This is a genomic window from Vallitalea sediminicola (assembly GCF_054408565.1).
Map to the genome: position 1 here is coordinate 63,294 of NZ_BTPT01000007.1, position 20,562 is coordinate 83,855.

The following is a 20,562-nucleotide window of genomic DNA, read 5'->3' on the forward strand; positions in this document are numbered from 1 at the left end:
CTATAGGATATTTTATGGAGGTTGATCATGGGAATAAGAGAGGTTATTGAAAATGGTAGGACGGCTCTTGGAATTGAACTTGGTTCAACAAGAATAAAGTCTGTATTGATTGATGAAGATAATATACCAATAGCATCGGGTAGCCACCAATGGGAAAATCAATTTATTGATGGTATTTGGACATACAGTTTGGATGATATCTGGGCGGGTATTCAGAATAGTTATCAAAAATTAGCAGAAGATGTAAAAAAACAATATAAAGTTACATTAACTACCGTTGGTTCTATCGGTTTTAGCGGAATGATGCATGGATATATGGTGTTTGACAAGGAAGGAAGACTTATGGTTCCGTTTCGAACTTGGAGAAATACTATTACGAGTGAAGCATCAAGAAAATTAACAAATATTTTTGATTATAATGTTCCCCAGAGATGGAGTATAGCTCATCTATATCAGGCTATATTAAACCTAGAGGAACATGTGCCAGAGATTGATTTCTTTACTACTTTGGCAGGATATGTACACTGGAAACTTACTGGTAGGAAAGTTCTTGGTGTTGGTGAAGCTTCGGGGATGTTTCCAATTAATATATTTACTAAAAATTATGATGAACATAAAATTAGTATGTTTAATAATCTTGTAGTTTCTCAAAAATATTCGTGGAAACTGGAAGATATACTTCCTGAAGTGCTGGTAGCAGGTGAAAATGCAGGAATGTTGACTTCTGATGGTGCAAAACTATTGGATGTTAGTGGGAAACTTAAGGCGGGAATACCCCTTTGTCCTCCTGAAGGAGATGCTGGTACTGGTATGGTGGCTACAAACAGTGTAGCCAAACGAACAGGTAATATATCTGCAGGAACATCCGTATTTGCAATGATTATACTGGAAAAAGAATTATCAAAAGTTCATTCTGAAATTGATCTGGTCACAACGCCATCAGGTAATTTGGCAGCAATGGTACATTGTAATAATTGTACTTCGGATATAAATGCATGGATGCGTTTATTCAAGGAATTGACACATACTCTTGGGATGAAAATAGATATGGACCAGCTTTTTTCTATTTTATACAATAAGGCTCTTGAAGGTGATGCCGATTGTAGCGGTATGCTTGCCTATAATTATTTTTCTGGAGAGCATATTACTAGTTTTGAGAAGGGATGTCCATTGTTTGTTCGTACGGTGGACAGTAAATTCAATCTTGCAAATTTCATGCGTGTTCATTTGTTTACGTCCCTGGGTGCTTTGAAAATGGGACTGGATATTCTTTTGAAACAAGAAAATGTTAAGGTAAATACTATTCTAGCTCATGGTGGGTTGTTTAAAACTAAGGATGTAGGTCAGAAAATAATGGCTGCAGCTATAAATGCCCCTATTTCTATTATGGAAACAGCTGGAGAGGGAGGAGCCTGGGGTATTGCAGTGCTTGCTTCTTTCGTATGTAATAAAAAAGAAGATGAATCGTTGGAGGATTATTTAGAAAATAAAGTATTCGCTGGAAAGAAAAAATTCACGATAAATCCAGATATTAAAGATGTAATGGGATTTAATCAGTTCATAGCACGTTATCGTAAAGGTCTTGCAATTGAAAGAGTAGCTGTAGATTCTCTTGATTAATGTTTCTTATAATTATACTGCATTTTTACCATTATTATTAAAGGCAAAATTTATAAATAAGTTCCATATATGACTATTTATTAAGGTTAGTTCTAAGGATAACATGTTGAGACCGTTAGTTGATTTCAATTTGGGTTACCATGAACTATTTAATAAATAGTTTCTTTTTTTTTTACAGGAAATAGGGTATAATATAAGATGAATATATGGAATTAATATTATATAAAGTATAAAATCTATTGATATATTTATTATTGCTATATATATTGAATTTAATCATCTGTATGCACATTTCAATAAGTTCAATATATTTTCTTCGATTTTATAAGTTGAATAGAACTAAATAATTACTGGTTCTATAGCAATTATTTAATTCAAATTATATATATTAGATAGTGGAATAATATATAAATTATGCTATAAATTGATCGTGGTTAATTTCTGAAAGGAGTAATATATGCGTTACATAGTAGATATGAATGAAGGAGAACAAATTCAAGATCATTACTTGTGTGTTAATAAACAAGTGTTGAAAACAAGAGCTGGCAAGACCTATTATTCTTTAAAATTACAAGATAAAACAGGTGTAGTAGATGCTAAAATATGGGATTTAAATGATGGAATTAATGATTTCAATGAACATGAGTATATTAAAATCGATGCTTTGGTCATAACATTCCAAAATTCTATTCAGCTGAATATAAGAAGATTAAGAAAAAGTAGTGAGGGTGAGTATGATCCAAGGGAATATGTTCCAGTATCTAGCAGGGATATCAATGAGATGTATACAGAATTACTCACATTTGTTGACGATATAGATAACAAATATCTAAGCGTATTAGTTAAGAAATTTTTTGTTGAAGATAGAGAGTTCATTAAAACATTCAAAGAACATACGGCAGCAAAAACCATGCATCATAGTTATTTAGGCGGATTACTAGAACATACTCTCTGTGTACTCAATATGTGTAAATTCTTTGCAAATAATTATGAAGTGATTAATAAAGATATATTATATACTTCTGCACTATTTCATGATATAGGAAAAATACAAGAGTTATCTAAATTCCCTATTATCGAATATACTGACCCAGGTCAATTATTAGGTCATATAATGATATCTACAGAGTGGGTTTCAGATAAAATAAAAGAGATTCCAGGCTTTCCTGAAGATTTAGCCTATATGATTAAACATTGTATATTAGCTCATCATGGAGAATTGGAATATGGATCACCTAAGAAGCCTCAAACAATAGAGGCACTTGCTCTTCATTTTGCAGATAATTGCGATGCAAAACTAAGAACATTTACAGACCTATTACAATCAGGCGATATTGAAGATAACTGGTTAGGTTGGCAGAGAATCTTTGATTCCAATGTTAGAAGAACAAGGTATTAATTAATAAATAGATTTATGTGGGGGCTTTCTCATAATACATTTCTTTAACTTTTAGGGATTAGCGTATTATTGTATTATGAGAATGCCCTTTTTATATTAATATATAGAGGATGAAGAATATGAAGTCAAAAAATATTGAGTTACCAGTAGTTAAGAATGAATATTATGAAATGACAATAGATGATCTAGGTGTAAATGGTGAAGGTATAGGAAAGATTGATGGATATACTCTATTTGTTGATGGAGCGTTGCCACAAGAGAAAATTAAAGTGAAAGTCATTAAGACTAAAAAGAATTTTGGGTTTGGAAAATTAATTGATATATTAGAACCTTCAGTTCATCGAATTGATCCTATATGTGACATAGCCAAACGATGTGGTGGATGTCAGTTACAGCACTTGTCTTATGAAGGTCAATTGAACTATAAACAGAAAAAAGTACAAGATATTATTGAGAGAATTGGTGGTACAACTGATATAAAAGTTAACAAAGTGATAGGTATGGAAAAGCCTTATTTCTATAGAAATAAGGTGCAATTTCCAGTAGGTAGCATGGGAGATGGAGCTATTAATATTGGATTCTATGCTATGAGAAGTCATAATATAATAACTACAGATAAATGCTATATTCAACAGCCAGTGAATAAAGATATTATTGATGTTGTAAAAAATTATATGTTGAATAATAATATAAAACCTTATAATGAGGTAAGCCATAAAGGTATTGTTAGACATGTTGTAACTAGAGTTAGTCTTCATACGAAAGAGATTATGGTAGGGGTTGTAATTAATGGTAACAAATTACCTAATAGTGACGAACTAATTAATAATCTTAGAGAAATAGAAAATGTGGCTAGTATATTTATTAGTGTTAATAAAGAAAAAACTAATGTTATCATGGGAAATAAGATAAAGATATTATGGGGTAAACCATATATAACTGATGCTATTGGAAAAGTATCATATAATATTTCACCTCTATCTTTTTATCAAGTAAATCCGGTGCAGACTGAAAAATTATACAATAAGGTACTTGAGTTTGCAGATTTAACTGGGGATGAAACAATCTGGGATGCTTATTGTGGTATTGGTACTATATCATTATTCTTAGCTGATGAGTGTAAAAAAGTTATGGGAGTAGAGATTCTTCCAGAAGCGATAGAGGATGCTAAAGAGAATGCGGTACTTAATAACATTGATAATACGGAATTTTTTGTAGGTAAAGCAGAAATGGTAATTGCAGAAAAATTTGACGATGGAATTAGGGCAGATGTAATAGTTGTGGATCCACCTAGAAAAGGGTGTGATAGAGAGCTGCTGGAGACTATCGTAAAGATGAAACCGGATAAAGTTATATATGTATCTTGTGATCCTGCTACTATGGCTAGGGATATTAAGATACTTGGTGAAGGTGGTTATGAGGTTGAGGAAATTCAGCCTGTGGATATGTTTCCTCAAACCGTGCACGTCGAGACAGTGACAGTACTCTATCGTCAAGACTCCTAGTAATCAAGGAATTTACACACTTCTGCGATTATTGTACATTTAGTACTGACATAGCGAATTTCAGAAATAAGAACTTTAATAGAGAAATTACAGTGCGTATTGCTATCAAAATAGGTACTGACTAGATATGTTCAGTCAGTACTGAACTAAGGTAGGGCGTGAGTGGATATAAGGATGTTTTACCAAGAAGTAAAGAGTTTAGACTTTAAAATTGGTGCTAGGATAATGATGGAGGTGCTTTCAGATGAGCAAGTTTAAGCCTGTAGAATTGGAGTATGAAGAGGTTGATAGGATATTATATCCTAAGAGTCAGATTTCAAATGATGTGAAGGATGATGAAAGACCGCTTGGGAAATATGGGCGAATGAGACTTAAGTATCTTAAAGAGCATAAGCCTAATATGTATAGAGAATTGATTTATATCTAAAGATAAATAATAAAATGAGTAGTCAATTTAAAATTGACTACTCATTTTTAGAATTAGTATAATAATTTAAATAATTGGCGACTTGAAAAAACCTTGGTCCGGGTTAGGACCCGGAAAAACCTTGGTCCGGGTTAGGACCCGGAAAAACCTTGTAAAAAATAAGAGATTATGTTACTATACTCTTAGAAAGGATGTGAGAAATATTGAGCGATATTAAGAATGTGCATATTGACGAACTTAAAAAAAAGTTTGAGTCATATGATACTATTAGTGTTGATGATTTTAATGATTTCTATAAAGATGTCTATGGAGAAATAAAGAGAAATACTGTGAGTTGGCTCATATATAAATTAAAAAATAGCAAAGTCATTAGAAATGTATCTAGAGGACAATATGTTTTAGAAGATTCTGAAAAAACTCTTGCGACAGAATATGTTGTTATAACAATGGATATTATAAAATCTTCAGAAATGAGTTATAACAAATTTAATATAGAGCTAAATAAGAAAGTAAAAGATTTGAATTTGGCGATTAAGCATAGTTATAACTATGAAAGAGAATTTTTTATCTCACAAGGTGATGAAATTCAAATCATATGTCGGTTTAACAATGAAATAATTTATATATTGATGAGTGCATTGTGTTATTTACGTCCAATGAAAGTGCGATATGGAGTAAGCTTTGGTATGATTGAAGGTGAATTAAAAAGGAACTCGTGGGAAATGAACGGACCAATTTTTTGGAATGCAAGAGATTGTCTGACTAAATTAAAAAATAGTAAAGACTATGATGGATTAATTGTAAGTGAACATAATTATCCCGATAAACTTTGCAATAACATATTATCTTTAACTAATAAAGTCATAAGAAGAATCACGGATAAACAATGGGATGCAATTAAATTTGAAATATCAAAAAAAACTTTCGATATTGCTATAGAAGAATTAAATATTAGCAAAACCAGTTATTATGATAGGTTATATGTATCGAATATAGAAGAAATAATGAAATCTCTTGAAGCAATAGTTGAGATCATGAAGAAGAGGAGATTAATTATATAATGTTTACAATATTAATGTTAATTTCACATACCATATCTGATTTTGTTATTCAAACAAATGATGTTGTTAAGCTTAAGTCTCAAATGAAGTTAAAAGGATATTTATACCATGGTGTTGGATTTCTTGTTACTTCAATGTTAATGATAATATGTGTAAAATTGAACAACATTCCCAAATTAATTGGATTAATCTTAGCAATTACAATGATTCACCTATGTATAGATTGTTTAAAAGAATTTATTCAAAATTATATAAAGAATAAGAATAATGATGAGTTAAATGCCAAAGTAGAAATAGTACTATTTTTATCTGATCAATTATTTCATATTATAACTATTTTATTAATCACTAATAATGTAACATTGCATTTTAATATACTAAATGAAATATTATTGAAAGCTATAAATAATCATAGTCCTTTTACTCAATCTGATTTTAAAATAATATTTATAATAGCATATATAGCATTTTCAGGAGTATATTTAATACCTTTAATATTTAATTTGATATATGTTAAAGTTAATAATTATAGTGATATTTTGAATACAAAGCTAAAGGTAGGTCTTGCAAAAGGTGAGGATAAGTTTATTGATGAAGTGAAAACAGGTAAATGGATTGGAATTTTAGAAAGAATACTTATAACCGTTTTTATATACAATAATCAATTATCAGCAATAGGATTTATTATTGCTGTAAAGTCATTAGCAAGATTTAAAATGTTGGACAATAAAATATTTTCTGAATATTATCTTTTGGGAACATTATTCAGTGTAGCTTATACATTTTCTACTTACTATATACTATATAAAATAATTTAGGCTTATATTATATATATTATTTGAGGAATGTTGATAATTAAATCCAATCTTTTAATATGATGAGAGATAAGTTTCTTTGTTTAGCATTTATTATAGCTTCTCTAGCTAGATAAAATGCTGTACCATCTAACTGATTAACAGTTAATTCAAAATCATGAATGCTAATGCTACCTATCCCTATCCCACAATAAATATCAAGACAGTTTAACTTTTTGTTAAAAAAATCAATGATTTTTTGGTAATGGAAGGGGTACTTCAATAATCCTTGCCATTCATCACCAATAGTTATAATGAAATTACTAACAATGATATCACGGTACTCTTCATTTACTTCTTTTATAGCAGCAATTAGCTTATGTTGTATGTATTCTCTATTAGCTAATAGTCTGGAATTTTTTATATCAAATATCATGACTTGATATATCATTATAAACACCGCCTAATACTAGTAAATTTAAATATAATATAGTTAGAGTATATACAAAAATATTGATATTTAAACAGTAGCATAAGATAATGGTTTAAAAAAGTAAAGAATATGATATTTATGAAGCAACGGTAAAAAGAATGATTGATTCTTTAAATATGCAAGATAATAAAAAACTACAACAACTAGAAGCAAAGATTAAAAAGCTAGTAGACTTACATATAAATGGAGCAATAGACAGAGACATCTACAATGAAAAGCAAGTACTATAAAGAGATAAAGAATAAGCTATAACAGAAAGAATCAAGGCATTCAGAAAGCTATTTAAAGGAAAGAATCCTCATCTATTAACCTTTGTATTTAAGACAGGCATATCACAGGATATAGATGGTTCAAAAAAAAGCAATAAAGGGTAAGAAAAACAAAGAACAAAAAATTATTGTCCTCACAATCAAGATGTCTTACCAAGAGGAGAAGGATTCGTACAGTGGAGGAATTAGATACCCAACTTGAATTAGCGGAGCTTATGTCTTTTTCCATCCATCTTCTTTTTAATAAAGCTCTGTTATAAATGAATGTAGAGTTGTGTTACTTTTATTAAAATGGGTTATAATGTAAATATAATCAATTTTAGGAGAAGTATTTATGAATAAGAAAATCCTTATTTGTGTAAATTTAATTTTATTTACATAATGACTGGATTTGTAATCCATGAATTATGTATAATAAGATAAAGGATTGAACAATCGTATTATTATCAGGGTGAGTTGTTTATTAAGCTACTAGCTAAATTGAAATTTGGAGATTAATTATGAAAAAATGGTATGATGAGGAGTACGAATTTGAAATTGAGGTAACTGGTTTTCTTCGTAGTGACCATACAGAGAGGTACTGCCGAAACGGCGAGGAAGTGGGGGATAAGTATACCTGCACCTATGGCTGTCCAGTAAATTCGGATGGGCAGGGTATCTGTTCCAAGGTTATGATGATTATGTTCCCAATCATGGAGTCGGTCAGAAGTGGCGGAGATCTAGAGAACATTGGAGGTAATGGTAAATATAGCAAGGACATTGTATGCCCAGATGGTTGTGTCATATTCAGGGTGACAGCGAAGAAACTAGGCAATGAGAATTTTTATAAGGGGAAGTTTTTTGATTAATTATCAGTACTGATTAAAATAGAGCCTTTAATAAAAATAGTAATAAATAAAAAGAACCTATGTTAAATAATATGGCTGAATGTAGTCAATTATATGACATAGGTTCTTTATCTTAGCATAAAACAGATACTTGACATTGGACCCAAATAAGTTATAATAAAAGATAATTTAGAATAACTTGAATTATATTTGACAAAATTAAATCAAAAACATAATAAGTCTTTTTTAGATCGAACAACATTAGAACAACCGCGAAAAACGTTTATGTTAAAGATTATAAAAGCATAATCAATAAATAGATGTTAATGTAAAGGGAGGGTGAATATGACTACTGATTTTGTGAACCTAACAACAGAAAACCTTGGTAATGAGCATTTATGCTGCATTATTCGCAGTAGAAAGCCCCATCAAGGTATTGAAACAAAGCGACAATGGCTTTCAGACCGACTAAAGGAAGGTCATGTCTTTAGAAAGTTAAATGTAAAGGCACCAGTTTTTATTGAATATGCTCCTCTTGAAACAGCTTGGGTTCCCATAACTGGTGACAATTATTACTATTTGTATTGTTTATGGAGTAGTCAAAAAGGAAAAGGGTATGGAAAATCACTGATGGAGTATTGCATAGATGATGCCAAAGAAAAGGGTAAATCTGGTATTTCTATGATTGGATCAAAAAGGCAAAAAGCTTGGCTTTCTAACCAATTATTTGCGAAGAAGTTCGGCTTTGAGGTTGTTGATTGGACCGATAATGGATATGAATTGCTTGCTCTTTCTTTTGACGGAACAAGGCCAAAGTTTGCAGAAAATGCTAAAAAAGAAGAAATTAAAAGTAAAGAGCTAACAATTTATTATGATATGCAATGCCCCTTTGTCTATGAAAGGATTGAGTTGATAAAACAGTATTGTGAAATTAATGACGTTCCTTTATCTTTAATCCAAGTGGATACGCTAGAAAAAGCAAAGGAATTACCTTGTGTTTTCAATAACTGGGGTGTGTTTTATAAAGGAAAATTTGAGACAGTGAATTTGTTAGATGTTGCCTCCTTAAGGAGAATACTTAAAAAGTGAGGGGCTGTAACAAAAGTTTGATTTTTTGTCAAGTTAGTTTATTTTAACTTAATATTTGAGGCAGAGTAGGTCGGATTTACACCGACCATACATCTGTTTTTTTAAGTGTGTGAAGAAAAGTCTGTAAATACTAATCTTCTATGATAATAACTGGACTGAGAGCATAGTAAAAAGCTTTCAATCCCTGTTTTATATATAGCAGCAAATACTGATGTATCTTTTCCAAATGTAGTGAGTTGGAAAATATGCTTTAGCAGAATTCACATAAAAAGTCATTTTGAAAGTGCCACAGTTAGCATGCAAAATTAATAAAACAGTATAAGAATCGACTATTCGGATATTAGTATTAACAAAGAAGTAATTCGACATTATAAAAGGTTGGTTGACAGAAAAAAATTACATATTTAATTCAATTCAAGGAATCGAAGCTAACACATTTTCAGACATAGAAAAAAATTATGGTCTAGAACAAGCTCTGCAACATCATCTAAATGATACTTCGTGATACAAAGCCTTTACGGACATTACTCCAGTAGAATCCAGTGAACCCTATGTTCTCTATCATACAGAGTCTAATAAGATCACATAGAGTTATTTCTATCCACGTTCAAATAATGGTTTGTTTTTTTTGTATCAACTTTTGACATTTCTTAGTTGGACTTGTGGCTCGGCAACCCTTTTATAAATTATAGCTTATCCTATGTAAAAAATAAAATTATAAGCAAACAGTACATGGAATGAATTTTATTTTCTTATACGGTTTTTATTAAAAAAATTTAATCATCAATTACAATTGCTCTAACTATTTTTTCAATTAATACCAAATCTGTTTTCTCACTAATCTGTAAAAAATTTATTATTGTTTCAAAATCTTTTGGTATAAAGATATTGTTATCTTGTTCACTGGAAACAAGAAAATCCATAGTAACACCAAGAGAAGCAGAAATGTTGTATAGAAAAGAAGAGGATATTCCTTTTGTACCCCTTTCAATTTCACCGAGGTAGCCATCGCTCATACCTGCAAGTTCAGCAAGCTTTTCTCTTGAATAACCAAGTTTTTCTCTCTGATTACGTATACGATTACCAACATTAACATTAAAATTATTTAATTTCATTAAATTTTTGCTGATTAGACTCAGCACTCCTTTCCAATTATTTACATGCTAACATTTTTGAAATGCTAGAATTAACAAAACTGTAAAATTTGGCACTTATCAATATTAGAATAGCAACTTTATCAAAAGTTTAAAATAAGCTATAGCTTCTTTTTTAATAGCTATAATATACCATATACTTTTTAATAGCTATAACAAACATAATTTTCATACTTTAGCATATTCAAATAAAAGTGTAAATATTGTAACATTAGTATTGAAATTGAGAATAAATGTGAAAGTACTATCTCAACTTAATCGGTGCCTGGCGCGTTGAGGAAAGGATAGGATCATAGGGTAAATTAATGGTAGCGTGATTTCAGTAAAATGAAAAAGTGTGAAAGGGCGAAGCTATATCAGTGAATAAATCTGAAGAAAAAAAAGAAAATGTTGAAAAGTATTGGTATGTTCTTTTTGTAAAGGTAGGATACGAAAATAGAGTATTAAATCAACTTAAAACGTATTTTGACAAAGAACAGGTCGTGCCATTCATACCAAAGATAGAAATATTCCATAAGTATGCGAACAAATGCATTCAAAAGGAAAATAAGATTATGTTCCCAGGATATATTTTTATTGAGAGCAATTATGGTAGTGTGGTACTTGTTGGAATGATAAATAAATTTATTAATAATCATGAGGCTCCATTAAAGCTATTAAAATACGGAGACTCTTGTGATTACGCTATGAGGAAATGTGAAAAATCTTTATTATCAAGTTTTTATAATAAAGAAAGTTGTATTGAAGCTTCAACAGGTTTGATACAGGGGGATAAGACTACGGTAATACAAGGTCCTTTAAAAGGAAAAGAAAATATAATTAAGAAAATTAACCGCTCCAGACGAAAAGCTATAATTGAGGTGGATTTTATGGGAAGGTGTGTTCCAATTACTGTTGGGCTTGATATTCTTAAAAAACTGCCATAATCAAAAATATTTAATGCAAACCCAGATGTATGCTTATCCTCGAAAATATGGAATATTAATACCGAAGAATGTAATAGGGGGGGAATAATTATAAAAGAAGACAAGATCCTTTACGAAAGAATATTAGCTATTATAAGTAATTATATTGACGTGGATAGTGGTCAAGACTTCAATTTAACAGAGTCAATTGTTTTTGTTAAAATGATTCTTGAATTAGAAGAAAGATTTGATTTTCAATTTGATAATAATAAGCTATCTGCTTACAAATTTCCAACAACATCTTCATTTGTTGAATATATAATAGATAAAATTAGTAATAAATAAAATTAAATACAGTTGAAACAACTAAGATAATAATTGGGTAGGTGATTGATTTGGTTGATATTAAACCCAGGTTTTATGGAAAATTTGACTGTTATCAGAACAATATAGTAGGCCCAGTAAGTGAATATTGGTATGTAGATTACCTGCCTATATTTTGGACAGAATTCAATTTTATTAGTGAAAGAAATCATCCAGACACTTTTGAAAAGATATGCTTTAGTGTAGGTAACAGATTTGACAGGGGTAAAATATGGCATGATTTTTGTGGTGTGTCATTAAATCTATGCCAATTTAATGATATAAAGATATTCAAAAAAACCATAATTGAAGAACTGGAGAAGAAAAATCCAATAGTAGTAACAATAGATTCAAATTATGTTCCATGGAATAAATATTCTCAAATACGCCCTCATTGCTTTTTAATTTGTGATATAGATGAAGATAATAACGAATTATTATGTAGTGATGGTACTTTTCATGTAGAGGATATTTGTAGAATTGATATACAGTATTTATTTGATAAATACTATAAGCTTATATTGCTCAGTCAAGATAAAGTGGTGGAGAGAGATTTAGAAAACGCTCTTATCTACTTTTTGGATGTTTTTCAGGACAATAATCCTAACAAATCAGATGATATAAACCTGATTGGAGATTATATGCTACACTGCTGGAATACTGATAATATCAGTACTATATCAATGAATATATCAAAATCATACTTTTTATTGTATGTTACAGAAGTGTGTAATAGTAGACATAATTTTATAAGAGGCTTAGAATATTTTAATCAAAAGTATAAAACAGATGTATTTTCTTCAATTATATTGGAGCTGATTGATGTAAGAAGTAGTTGGGATTCATTTAAGGGATTATATGTTAAAAGTATTCTTTCTAGAAAAAAAGAGCGTATAGAAAATACTGTGAATTTATTACGCAGTATAAATATAAAAGAAGAAAAAATAAGGCGAAAAATAGTATCTTGCTGTAAAGATAAATTAGAAGAGTTGAAATCTGTTTGAAAGAGAGGAAAAATGTATATTATTGTATGTGTGAAACAAGTAAAAAATTACAATCTGGAAAAAAGAATGACATCAGCCTACAGTGGAGCAAATGATATGTTTCATAATCCTTCAGATCTAGCGGCGTTGTCATGGGCGATTAAGTTAAAGAAATTATATGGGTTTAAAGTTATCACCATATCTATGGGTCCATCCCGTGTTACATCATTGGTTAGACAATTATATGCTTATGGGGTGGACAAGGCCTTTTTATTGACAAGTCCAAACCTATCGGGATCGGATACTTATGCCACATCCTATGCGTTGGGAAATATGATAAAAAAGCTTTTGCCAGACTATCGTTTAATTATCTGTGGCGATAAATCCTTAGATAGCGAAACGGGTCAGGTTCCTCATTCCTTAGCTATGGCATTGGGGATTAATTCATATACAAGTATAGTAAACGTTTCACATAAGGATAAATATTTTGAGATAACTTGTGAAATGGATTCAGCATGGATTAGAAAAATAGTAGAGGAAAGATTACTGATCACTGTAACGCAAGGTCCTGATAATTATGTTAATTCACCTGTGATAAAGAATATTATAGATTCTGAGTCAAAGGATGTTGAGATAATAACCTGGGGAGATCTAGAGTTATCGGATGAAAATGTGGGACATAAAGGATCATTCACAAAAGTGGTTTCTCTCTATAATAAGCCTTCAGTTACCAAAAGAAATTTTGAGAGTATAGTTTTTGAAGAAAAAAAGATGAAGGTGCTAATGAAAACTTTGTTTGGTGAGAGATTATGAAAAAAGTATGTATATTTATTGAACATAAAGATGGAATACTCACATCAAATTCCCGAAAAATATTATATATGGCTCAAATACTAAAAAAGCAATACGGATATAGGATTATTGCCATTATACTTAATCAAAATGATGAAAAATTTTTTGGCTATTTGAAAACGATAGAAATAGATGTTATTTATTATGTAACACTTCATGCAAGAAACAAATTTTTATTCAGTAAAGATGAGATAAATAACCTAGCGAATTTTATTAAAAAAATCAATCCGGATATCGCTTGGGCAACGAATAGTTCGGGCTATAAAATACTATTTCCTCAAGTTGCTTATATTCTGAATACCGGGTTATGTGCTGCTTGTACAAATTTTAAATTTGATGAAGTTTCTGGGCGTATCAATATGATTAGAATGGTTTATTCAAATAATATTTATGCACAAATTGCTGTCCACAGATCCAAACCACTAATGGCAACTATATTAGATGATGAAGAAGCATACAGTTTAGAAGGTAATCTCACTTGTCCTGAAATTCATAATATAACTACCCAAATAATCTTATCTGAGAACAATAACATTAAAATAGAGATGATGAAAAAAGTTGAAACCATAGGCTCTAATAAGTCGAAGATTGTTATTGGACTAGGTAATGGAATAAATGATAAATCAGATTTAGCCTTATTTAAAAAATTAGCAACAATGTTAGATCATGCTGCAATTGGTGGGACTCGGGAACTTGTAAATAGGCAAATTATTCCTCAAAGTTATCAAATTGGATCAACAGGTATGCAAATTTATGCGGATATGTATATTGCTTTTGGAATTTCGGGTTCCCCACAACATATTCTGGGGGTTGAACACGTGAAACAGATAATTGCTGTCAATAATGATCCATATGCAGCTATATTCCAATATTCAGATTATGGTATTATTGGCGATTTGTTTGAAGTAGCACATTACATGATTAATTATTTAGGAGGTAAATGTACTTGATAATAGATGAAAAAAAAGGAATTAACTTAGTTATGCAGTTAATAAAAGATGGTATTGTTGTAAAAAGTGATTTATTACATACTTTACAAAATGACGAAACACTAACTAAGCCTGAAAAAGTAAGGGATGAAATGGAAACATGGTATAAAAACATGGGCATTGAAACACTGACAGGTGTACCTTTTCATCTGAATCTTCCTTATTTCACCGAAGATGAGATAAAAGAAGTTGAAAATAGTGGTCAGATGTTGTTATGTTTACCTGGTGGTATTGATGCAGCTACACTTGGGAAGTTGTTCCATTTAGATTGCTGGGTATTTCACGATCCTCTGGTGACATTAAAAACAGAACATGAGGATTTTTGGTTTTCCACAAAGAAAAGCTTTGAACCAGAATTTACTGATCAAATATCACGTCAAATAGCAAAACGGTTTAAAGACGACGACAAGCTAAATATGAGCATAGAAAGATATATGGTTTTCCTGGCCAGAATGAAATATGTGACTGGAGAGTATCCTGATAATTCATATAAGACATGGTTACCGAATACCAGATATGAAGGAAAGGGTGTATTGATTGCAGGAATAGATTCTAATTTTCAATTTTGTGCCCATGCCTGGATGCCGAATTTTCATTCACCGAAAGTTGGTGGAAGATACATATATATCGTAGATCATCATTAGAGGGAATTGAGATGCGTATGAAAAAAATAATTAATAGTAAGCAATTAAACAATCTCATGACATTAGCAACTGACCTAAATTATAACTTTTTTAATGATACAATTCTTTATAAAGGATTGAATTGTTTGTTTTCTGTTGCTGTGGTTAAGGAAGAAATCCCATTCTTGAATTTAAGGAAAGAGCAAATAGTGGTTACCTCTCCCATCATAAACAACCAAGAAAATAATGACAGTTATACAATATATACAACAATTGACATGGATATTGAGAGCGGATTATTGATACCTATCATCAGTTGGGCTCTTGAATTCACAAAACAAATCTTGATGTTGGACATGTCTGTTTATATGGAAAAAATTCATGGAATAGTAGAAAGGATACTATTACAGGTGTGGGAATATGAAGAGGTCAATCAATCAGAAGAGGGATTAAATATTGATTTGCTCAACCCTGTGTCATGGGAATCAATAATTGAAGGAAGAATACGCCTGGATAATTATGACTCTCTTGTTCAGGCTGAAACTCTGCTTAAAAATGGTGTGATAGGAGTAGAAGAGATTTTATTACCCCATGTCCATCAAGAAAATATTGATTATTTTCGTAGAGCAGGTGTAAGTGGGGAAGTGATATTTGATTGGTAGTATAAAGGAATATTGTTATGTGAAAAAAAGTGTGTTTCGCATTTAAGGAGAATGAAATATGAGATTACTACAAGCTTTATACAGGCATATAAATGAAAAACCTGATCATGAAATCCTTACAGTAAATGAGAGGACATATTCATATATTGACATAAAAAAAAATATAGATAGGTGGAAATTGGTATTGCAATGTTGCGGGATTTCCCCAAGATACAAAATTATTGTTTGTTTGAAAAAAACAATAGATTTCGTGGGGCTTTATTTTGCCTTATGTGAATTAGATTGTATTATGATACCCATGGATGTTTCTACTAATCAGGATATCATTCCAAAAGTAATTCATAGCAGTAAAGCCCATGCAGTTATTTCTTCACAAGCACTCTATTCAGATGAATTTCAAAAAACTATACCCCTGTCACTCAGATATACATTTTATCGGACAACTTATGAAGAAGAATATATTCAAGATAGTATTATGCAAATGCTTTATACCTCAGGTACAACGGGGCTACCAAAATGTGTTATGTTCAGTAAAGAAAATATGGCAAACAATATTATTGTCCTTGCTGATACTTTGAAATTATCTGAAAATGATGTTATATATACTCCTATTTCATTAATGTTACCAGCAGCACTTAATACAGTGCTGTTGCCGGCATTATTAACTGGAACCAGAATTGTTGTTTCAGATTCCACAGTACCGAGTAGCGTGCTAAGGCATATTATTGAGCAAGGGGTTACCGTCTTTTTTGCCGTACCATTTTACTATAAGCTTATAACTGCCAGTGGATTGTGTACAGAAGACACTTGGAAAAATGTGAGACTTTGTCTTACCAGTTCAGCTTATTTAAGTGAAGAAAATTTCTTGAATTTTTATAAGAAATCAAAGAAAGGTTTGCACTCAATATACTGTTCATCTGAAGCTGGAACGATAGCATATAATGATTCAAACGATATAGCCAGTTTAAGAAAATTTGTGGGCAAACCACTTAACGGCTGTGAGGTATCACTGATTGATATTAATGAGGAAGGCTTAGGAGAAATCATTGTAAAAGGAGATATGGTATCTTCAAGATATTATTTAAATGAAGCATTAAATAATGAAGTTTTCTGTAATGAATGGATTAAAACGGGAGATATTGGACTTATTCATGAAAATGGATATTTGGAAATAAAGGGACGTATCTCGGAAACTATAAACATTGCTGGACATCTGGTCAACCCTTTGGAGATAGAACAGGTAATTATGAGACATGAAGCAGTTAAGGATGTTGTAGCATATAAGTACCGCAATAGAGCAGACAATGATATGTTAGGGGTCAAAGTTCTAACGAAGGAAAGGGGTTCCTTAAGTGAAAGAGATATTATCAGTTGTTGCCAGGTGGCGCTGCCAAGCTATAAAGTACCCAAAAAAGTTCTGTTTGTAGATAATATTGATGTAGGAAGATATGGAAAGAAAAGAAGGCGTATTTAGAAGAGGGGCGTAGAAATGATTCTTATAACAGGTTGTACAGGATATATTGGAAGTAGATTGTGCAGACATTTGTTGATGAATGGCTATAAAGTCAGTGGACTTATCAGACCGTCAGAAAGAGAAAGAGCAGATTGTTTAATTGATTTAGGTCTGATACCTTATTATGGCGATTTGGCTGATCCGTCTAGTCTACATGAGATGCCAGATGATATAGATTTCGTGTATCATCTGGCAGGAATTCATTCCACCTATAGAAATACATATAACTTATATGTGCAGGGAACAATTAATCTTCTTGGATTCTTATCCCATAACCCAAGGGCTGCTATGGTTTTGGCCAGCAACAGTGCAGTTTATACAGATACATTTAAGGCTAATTTAGAGGATACTACATTACTGACGAACAATCCTTTTGGGAAAATCACCATCGAAATGGAAAAAGCAGTCATGAAATCATGTAAGAACTATGCAATATTTCGCATAGGAGAAGTATATGGAGACAGTGAAGCGAATCCTTTTAATGTTTGTTCAAAGGGAATTACCTTATTAGGAGATGGCATGAATTATACATCAAAATTACATATTAAAGATTTAATCCATATATTGACTAACTGTATTCATAACTTCCCTCAAGGAATTTTTAATATATGTGATGATTTGCCAATACGTCAAATTGAATACTATCAATATGTTGAAGAATTAAGTAAAACAAAATGTATTCATTTGAAACCAGTTATGGAGTTTAACGAACGGATAATGCTAAGCATTCATGGACTTAGGATGTTAAATATCGCTATGGATAATCGTTTAATTAAAAATAATTTAAAATATGAGTTCTTTTTTCCTACATATAGAGATGGATTAAAATATTTATATGAAAATCAATGTTAGGAGGCAAGGAATATGTTTAAAAGTGTTGCTATTAAATTATTGAATATTTATAAGCATGTTTTGGATATTCGAATCAACGAACATGACTTTTTCAATAAAAACTTAATAAAGAATTTTAATATTGATTCTCTGACAGCATTGCAGCTAATTGTTGAAATTGAAAAAAACTTTGATCTCATTATTGAAGACGATGAGTTAGCTATAATAATAATAGATTCACCGTTCTCTTTCTTTAATTATTATCAACGTTATGCATTAAAAAATATTTATGAAAATGTACTGAACATACACATTAATGAAAGTGAAATTGTTAAAGAGCATTTGATTGAAAAAATGAATATTGATCATCAAAATATATCTATCATTATTGCTGAAATTGAAAAGTGTTTTAAGATCAATATTAACCATGATATTAATGCGGCTGATATCGTTAATTTACCTTTATCCTTTCTCAACACCTTCCAAGAGGTTAGTATAGTATGATGAATTGTGATTTTCATGAAGTGAAAGATAGGCTAAAAAACTGCATCATATCTGCAGATAAACATGCATGGCAGCAATTAATAATGATAGAAGATGATGTTGCACGACAGTCGATAAATAAATGGTTTGAGGATTATTTCATGATACATGAAGTGAAAAAATGTGAAATTATTCTTGATGATACATATGATATGAGTCATTCTGAATGTAAGTGCAGGGTAAAAGCTCAATATCAGGGATATGAGGACTACTCAGCTGATTTGCTAATAAAAGTAAAAGCAGACAATGAAAATAAAGTATTCAAAATTGTGGGTATTGAACACTATCACTTATTAACTGAAAGAAATGATTTGTGCTGGCATGTGGATTCCCAAAAAAATGAAGCATGGTGGAAAAATTCATTATTAGGAGAGGAGATTATTAAAACTGTTGATTTGCCGCATCGTCAATTGGCACGTGTCATAACCCGCAACGTTCGATTCAGGGAAGCCCATATACAGTTAGAATGTGCAAGTATAATGACGTGTATGATGTCTGGCGTAATACCAAACATATGCCGTCAGTTAAATCTTCCCCATGAAAATTCGGAGCAGAAATTAAGAAGCATTTATAATCTTCTCAGGGATAAATTCCGTTTACAAATAACACGACCTGATCGTGACAATACATGGGCGAGTAAATATTTAGCACCTTGGTATGGATTAGAGGAAATTATGACAGGTAAAGATGAGGGAAAGAGAATTGCAGTAAGTTGTAACTTTTTTATGTCGACACTATATTCACTACTGCGCTGGTGTGGGTTTGAAGTGTCTCAATTGGTTCAATTCCGTATTATCAATCAGGATTATCTAATTGTCCAAAGTGATGAGCAAAAACTATTTTTTATCAGTCATGATAATTTAACACTTTGTAGGAAAAGAACAATTTATCCCTCTGGAAAAATAAACAGGGTTTTTGGAGCAGAATGGTTTATTGATTTTAAAAGAAATTTTGCTGAGATAAGCACTGAACTCATTAAGACATATAACTATATTGCAGAAAATACTTTCTTACCTTTATATAGTTTGACAGGTAGGGAAAGCGAAATGATGCCAGTGGTCCCAGAGCTTTCTACTGATGACTTTAGGGGGAGTGTTTTTCGTGTTGGCAATGGGATTAATAGCAGTATATATCCGTGGGTAAAATATGCGAATCAAACACTGTATGTTTCAAAGCCAGAAACATATGTCTACTGGAGCGTACAAAGTGATTGGGGTAATATCTTTTTCAAAAGAGAGGAGGAGGTATATGGCTACATAAATCAAATGGGAAATAAGTCTATTTTTCCTGAGGCTGATAGAATTATGACTTCAGATCAATGTATCCGTCACCAAACAGGTGGGGAAAAAGATCTTGCAGTATTTATATTTGCAGCGTTCAAAAAATTTTTGAATGGACAGGGATGTGTTGTCTTTACTAAGAAATATGAATATGTTGTTTACCGTTTCAATAAATACCATGAATGGGTGATATATAATGTCTGCCTTCAAAAGAAAACCAAATTAATAGAAGGAGAAATCATTCTCTCTTTTAATAATATGAATAGTTATTATCCAAACCGAAACAAAAATCGTGATAATCAAGCATGGTTCAAGGAAATTATTGGAGAAATAACAAAACAGGAAATCTTATAGTATTAGTCATTCGTAATTATATTAAA

General features: G+C 31.1%; 22 protein-coding genes. 20 read left to right on the forward strand and 2 right to left on the reverse strand.

Going from position 1 to position 20,562, the window contains the following annotated elements:
* Positions 1–27: 27 nt before the first annotated feature.
* The 6 genes from ACX6CF_RS02900 (at position 28) to ACX6CF_RS02925 (ending at position 6,830) form a co-directional block, all read left to right on the forward strand.
* The gene (locus tag ACX6CF_RS02900; RefSeq protein ID WP_458783793.1) at positions 28–1,620 is read left to right on the forward strand and encodes a xylulokinase; all 1,593 of its coding nucleotides are present in this window, start codon (positions 28–30) and stop codon (positions 1,618–1,620) included.
* A gap of 457 nt (positions 1,621–2,077) precedes the next feature.
* A complete protein-coding gene (locus ACX6CF_RS02905) occupies positions 2,078–3,019 on the forward strand; it encodes a 3'-5' exoribonuclease YhaM family protein (RefSeq protein WP_458783794.1) in 942 nt (313 codons plus the stop codon).
* Positions 3,020–3,138: 119 nt separating this feature from the next.
* A complete protein-coding gene (gene rlmD, locus ACX6CF_RS02910; protein WP_458783795.1) occupies positions 3,139–4,524 on the forward strand; it encodes a 23S rRNA (uracil(1939)-C(5))-methyltransferase RlmD in 1,386 nt (461 codons plus the stop codon).
* A gap of 244 nt (positions 4,525–4,768) precedes the next feature.
* On the forward strand, positions 4,769–4,951 hold the full coding sequence (locus ACX6CF_RS02915; RefSeq protein ID WP_458783796.1) for a TnpV protein: 183 nt from the start codon (positions 4,769–4,771) through the stop codon (positions 4,949–4,951).
* A gap of 203 nt (positions 4,952–5,154) precedes the next feature.
* The gene (locus tag ACX6CF_RS02920) at positions 5,155–6,012 is read left to right on the forward strand and encodes a SatD family protein (protein ID WP_458783797.1); all 858 of its coding nucleotides are present in this window, start codon (positions 5,155–5,157) and stop codon (positions 6,010–6,012) included.
* Complete coding sequence (locus ACX6CF_RS02925) at positions 6,012–6,830, forward strand: DUF3307 domain-containing protein (protein ID WP_458783798.1); 819 nt, start codon at positions 6,012–6,014, stop codon at positions 6,828–6,830. The genes ACX6CF_RS02920 and ACX6CF_RS02925 overlap by 1 nt, the downstream gene beginning before the upstream one ends.
* 37 nt (positions 6,831–6,867) lie before the next feature.
* Here ACX6CF_RS02925 and ACX6CF_RS02930 read toward each other — a convergent pair whose 3' ends face one another.
* Entirely contained in the window at positions 6,868–7,257 is a 390-nt protein-coding gene (locus tag ACX6CF_RS02930; protein WP_458783799.1) for a SatD family protein, read from the reverse strand.
* Between the two features lie 140 nt (positions 7,258–7,397).
* Here ACX6CF_RS02930 and ACX6CF_RS02935 point away from each other — a divergent pair, with 140 nt between their 5' ends.
* From ACX6CF_RS02935 to ACX6CF_RS02945, 3 genes are all read left to right on the forward strand, one after another.
* A complete protein-coding gene (locus tag ACX6CF_RS02935) occupies positions 7,398–7,529 on the forward strand; it encodes a hypothetical protein (protein WP_458783800.1) in 132 nt (43 codons plus the stop codon).
* Positions 7,530–8,068: 539 nt separating this feature from the next.
* Complete coding sequence (locus tag ACX6CF_RS02940; protein ID WP_458783801.1) at positions 8,069–8,416, forward strand: TIGR04076 family protein; 348 nt, start codon at positions 8,069–8,071, stop codon at positions 8,414–8,416.
* 324 nt (positions 8,417–8,740) lie between these two features.
* Positions 8,741–9,484: a GNAT family N-acetyltransferase gene (locus tag ACX6CF_RS02945; RefSeq protein ID WP_458783802.1), complete on the forward strand. Its 744-nt coding sequence runs from the start codon at positions 8,741–8,743 to the stop codon at positions 9,482–9,484.
* A 776-nt stretch (positions 9,485–10,260) separates the two neighbouring features.
* Here ACX6CF_RS02945 and ACX6CF_RS02950 read toward each other — a convergent pair.
* Positions 10,261–10,626, reverse strand: a complete 366-nt coding sequence (locus ACX6CF_RS02950; RefSeq protein ID WP_458783803.1) for a helix-turn-helix domain-containing protein — start codon at positions 10,624–10,626, stop codon at positions 10,261–10,263.
* 371 nt (positions 10,627–10,997) lie between these two features.
* Between ACX6CF_RS02950 and loaP the strand changes: the two genes are divergently transcribed.
* From loaP to ACX6CF_RS03005, 11 genes are all read left to right on the forward strand, one after another.
* Positions 10,998–11,564 carry an antiterminator LoaP gene (loaP, locus tag ACX6CF_RS02955; protein ID WP_458783804.1) on the forward strand — a complete coding sequence of 189 codons (567 nt, stop codon included), beginning with the start codon at positions 10,998–11,000 and terminating at the stop codon, positions 11,562–11,564.
* Positions 11,565–11,714: 150 nt separating this feature from the next.
* A complete protein-coding gene (locus tag ACX6CF_RS02960) occupies positions 11,715–11,888 on the forward strand; it encodes a hypothetical protein (RefSeq protein WP_458783805.1) in 174 nt (57 codons plus the stop codon).
* 50 nt (positions 11,889–11,938) lie between these two features.
* Positions 11,939–12,910, forward strand: a complete 972-nt coding sequence (locus tag ACX6CF_RS02965) for a hypothetical protein (RefSeq protein ID WP_458783806.1) — start codon at positions 11,939–11,941, stop codon at positions 12,908–12,910.
* 12 nt (positions 12,911–12,922) lie between these two features.
* On the forward strand, positions 12,923–13,702 hold the full coding sequence (locus ACX6CF_RS02970) for an electron transfer flavoprotein subunit beta/FixA family protein (RefSeq protein ID WP_458783807.1): 780 nt from the start codon (positions 12,923–12,925) through the stop codon (positions 13,700–13,702).
* Positions 13,699–14,691, forward strand: coding sequence for an electron transfer flavoprotein subunit alpha/FixB family protein (locus ACX6CF_RS02975; RefSeq protein WP_458783808.1), 993 nt, complete (start codon positions 13,699–13,701; stop codon positions 14,689–14,691). Before ACX6CF_RS02970 ends, ACX6CF_RS02975 begins: the two co-directional genes overlap by 4 nt.
* On the forward strand, positions 14,682–15,374 hold the full coding sequence (locus ACX6CF_RS02980; protein ID WP_458783809.1) for a hypothetical protein: 693 nt from the start codon (positions 14,682–14,684) through the stop codon (positions 15,372–15,374). Before ACX6CF_RS02975 ends, ACX6CF_RS02980 begins: the two co-directional genes overlap by 10 nt.
* Positions 15,375–15,385: 11 nt before the next feature.
* Positions 15,386–16,015 carry a hypothetical protein gene (locus tag ACX6CF_RS02985; RefSeq protein ID WP_458783810.1) on the forward strand — a complete coding sequence of 210 codons (630 nt, stop codon included), beginning with the start codon at positions 15,386–15,388 and terminating at the stop codon, positions 16,013–16,015.
* Between the two features lie 58 nt (positions 16,016–16,073).
* Entirely contained in the window at positions 16,074–17,489 is a 1,416-nt protein-coding gene (locus ACX6CF_RS02990; protein ID WP_458783811.1) for a class I adenylate-forming enzyme family protein, read from the forward strand.
* Between the two features lie 15 nt (positions 17,490–17,504).
* Positions 17,505–18,380 (forward strand): NAD-dependent epimerase/dehydratase family protein, encoded by an 876-nt coding sequence (locus tag ACX6CF_RS02995; RefSeq protein ID WP_458783812.1) that lies wholly within the window; start codon positions 17,505–17,507, stop codon positions 18,378–18,380.
* Between the two features lie 12 nt (positions 18,381–18,392).
* Positions 18,393–18,863, forward strand: coding sequence for an acyl carrier protein (locus tag ACX6CF_RS03000; protein WP_458783813.1), 471 nt, complete (start codon positions 18,393–18,395; stop codon positions 18,861–18,863).
* Positions 18,860–20,536, forward strand: a complete 1,677-nt coding sequence (locus tag ACX6CF_RS03005; protein WP_458783814.1) for a hypothetical protein — start codon at positions 18,860–18,862, stop codon at positions 20,534–20,536. Before ACX6CF_RS03000 ends, ACX6CF_RS03005 begins: the two co-directional genes overlap by 4 nt.
* Positions 20,537–20,562 lie beyond the last annotated feature (26 nt).

Coding starts and splice junctions, on each gene's coding strand:
- ACX6CF_RS02935 (WP_458783800.1), top strand. CDS start 7,398: ATGATTGATTCTTTAAATATGCAAGATAATAAAAAACTACAACAACTA.
- ACX6CF_RS02990 (WP_458783811.1), top strand. CDS start 16,074: ATGAGATTACTACAAGCTTTATACAGGCATATAAATGAAAAACCTGAT.
- ACX6CF_RS02930 (WP_458783799.1), bottom strand. CDS start 7,257: ATGATATATCAAGTCATGATATTTGATATAAAAAATTCCAGACTATTA.
- ACX6CF_RS02970 (WP_458783807.1), top strand. CDS start 12,923: ATGTATATTATTGTATGTGTGAAACAAGTAAAAAATTACAATCTGGAA.
- rlmD (WP_458783795.1), top strand. CDS start 3,139: ATGAAGTCAAAAAATATTGAGTTACCAGTAGTTAAGAATGAATATTAT.
- ACX6CF_RS02995 (WP_458783812.1), top strand. CDS start 17,505: ATGATTCTTATAACAGGTTGTACAGGATATATTGGAAGTAGATTGTGC.
- ACX6CF_RS02940 (WP_458783801.1), top strand. CDS start 8,069: ATGAAAAAATGGTATGATGAGGAGTACGAATTTGAAATTGAGGTAACT.
- ACX6CF_RS03005 (WP_458783814.1), top strand. CDS start 18,860: ATGATGAATTGTGATTTTCATGAAGTGAAAGATAGGCTAAAAAACTGC.
- ACX6CF_RS03000 (WP_458783813.1), top strand. CDS start 18,393: ATGTTTAAAAGTGTTGCTATTAAATTATTGAATATTTATAAGCATGTT.
- ACX6CF_RS02975 (WP_458783808.1), top strand. CDS start 13,699: ATGAAAAAAGTATGTATATTTATTGAACATAAAGATGGAATACTCACA.
- ACX6CF_RS02900 (WP_458783793.1), top strand. CDS start 28: ATGGGAATAAGAGAGGTTATTGAAAATGGTAGGACGGCTCTTGGAATT.
- ACX6CF_RS02915 (WP_458783796.1), top strand. CDS start 4,769: ATGAGCAAGTTTAAGCCTGTAGAATTGGAGTATGAAGAGGTTGATAGG.
- ACX6CF_RS02945 (WP_458783802.1), top strand. CDS start 8,741: ATGACTACTGATTTTGTGAACCTAACAACAGAAAACCTTGGTAATGAG.
- ACX6CF_RS02985 (WP_458783810.1), top strand. CDS start 15,386: ATGCGTATGAAAAAAATAATTAATAGTAAGCAATTAAACAATCTCATG.
- ACX6CF_RS02905 (WP_458783794.1), top strand. CDS start 2,078: ATGCGTTACATAGTAGATATGAATGAAGGAGAACAAATTCAAGATCAT.
- ACX6CF_RS02925 (WP_458783798.1), top strand. CDS start 6,012: ATGTTTACAATATTAATGTTAATTTCACATACCATATCTGATTTTGTT.
- ACX6CF_RS02980 (WP_458783809.1), top strand. CDS start 14,682: ATGTACTTGATAATAGATGAAAAAAAAGGAATTAACTTAGTTATGCAG.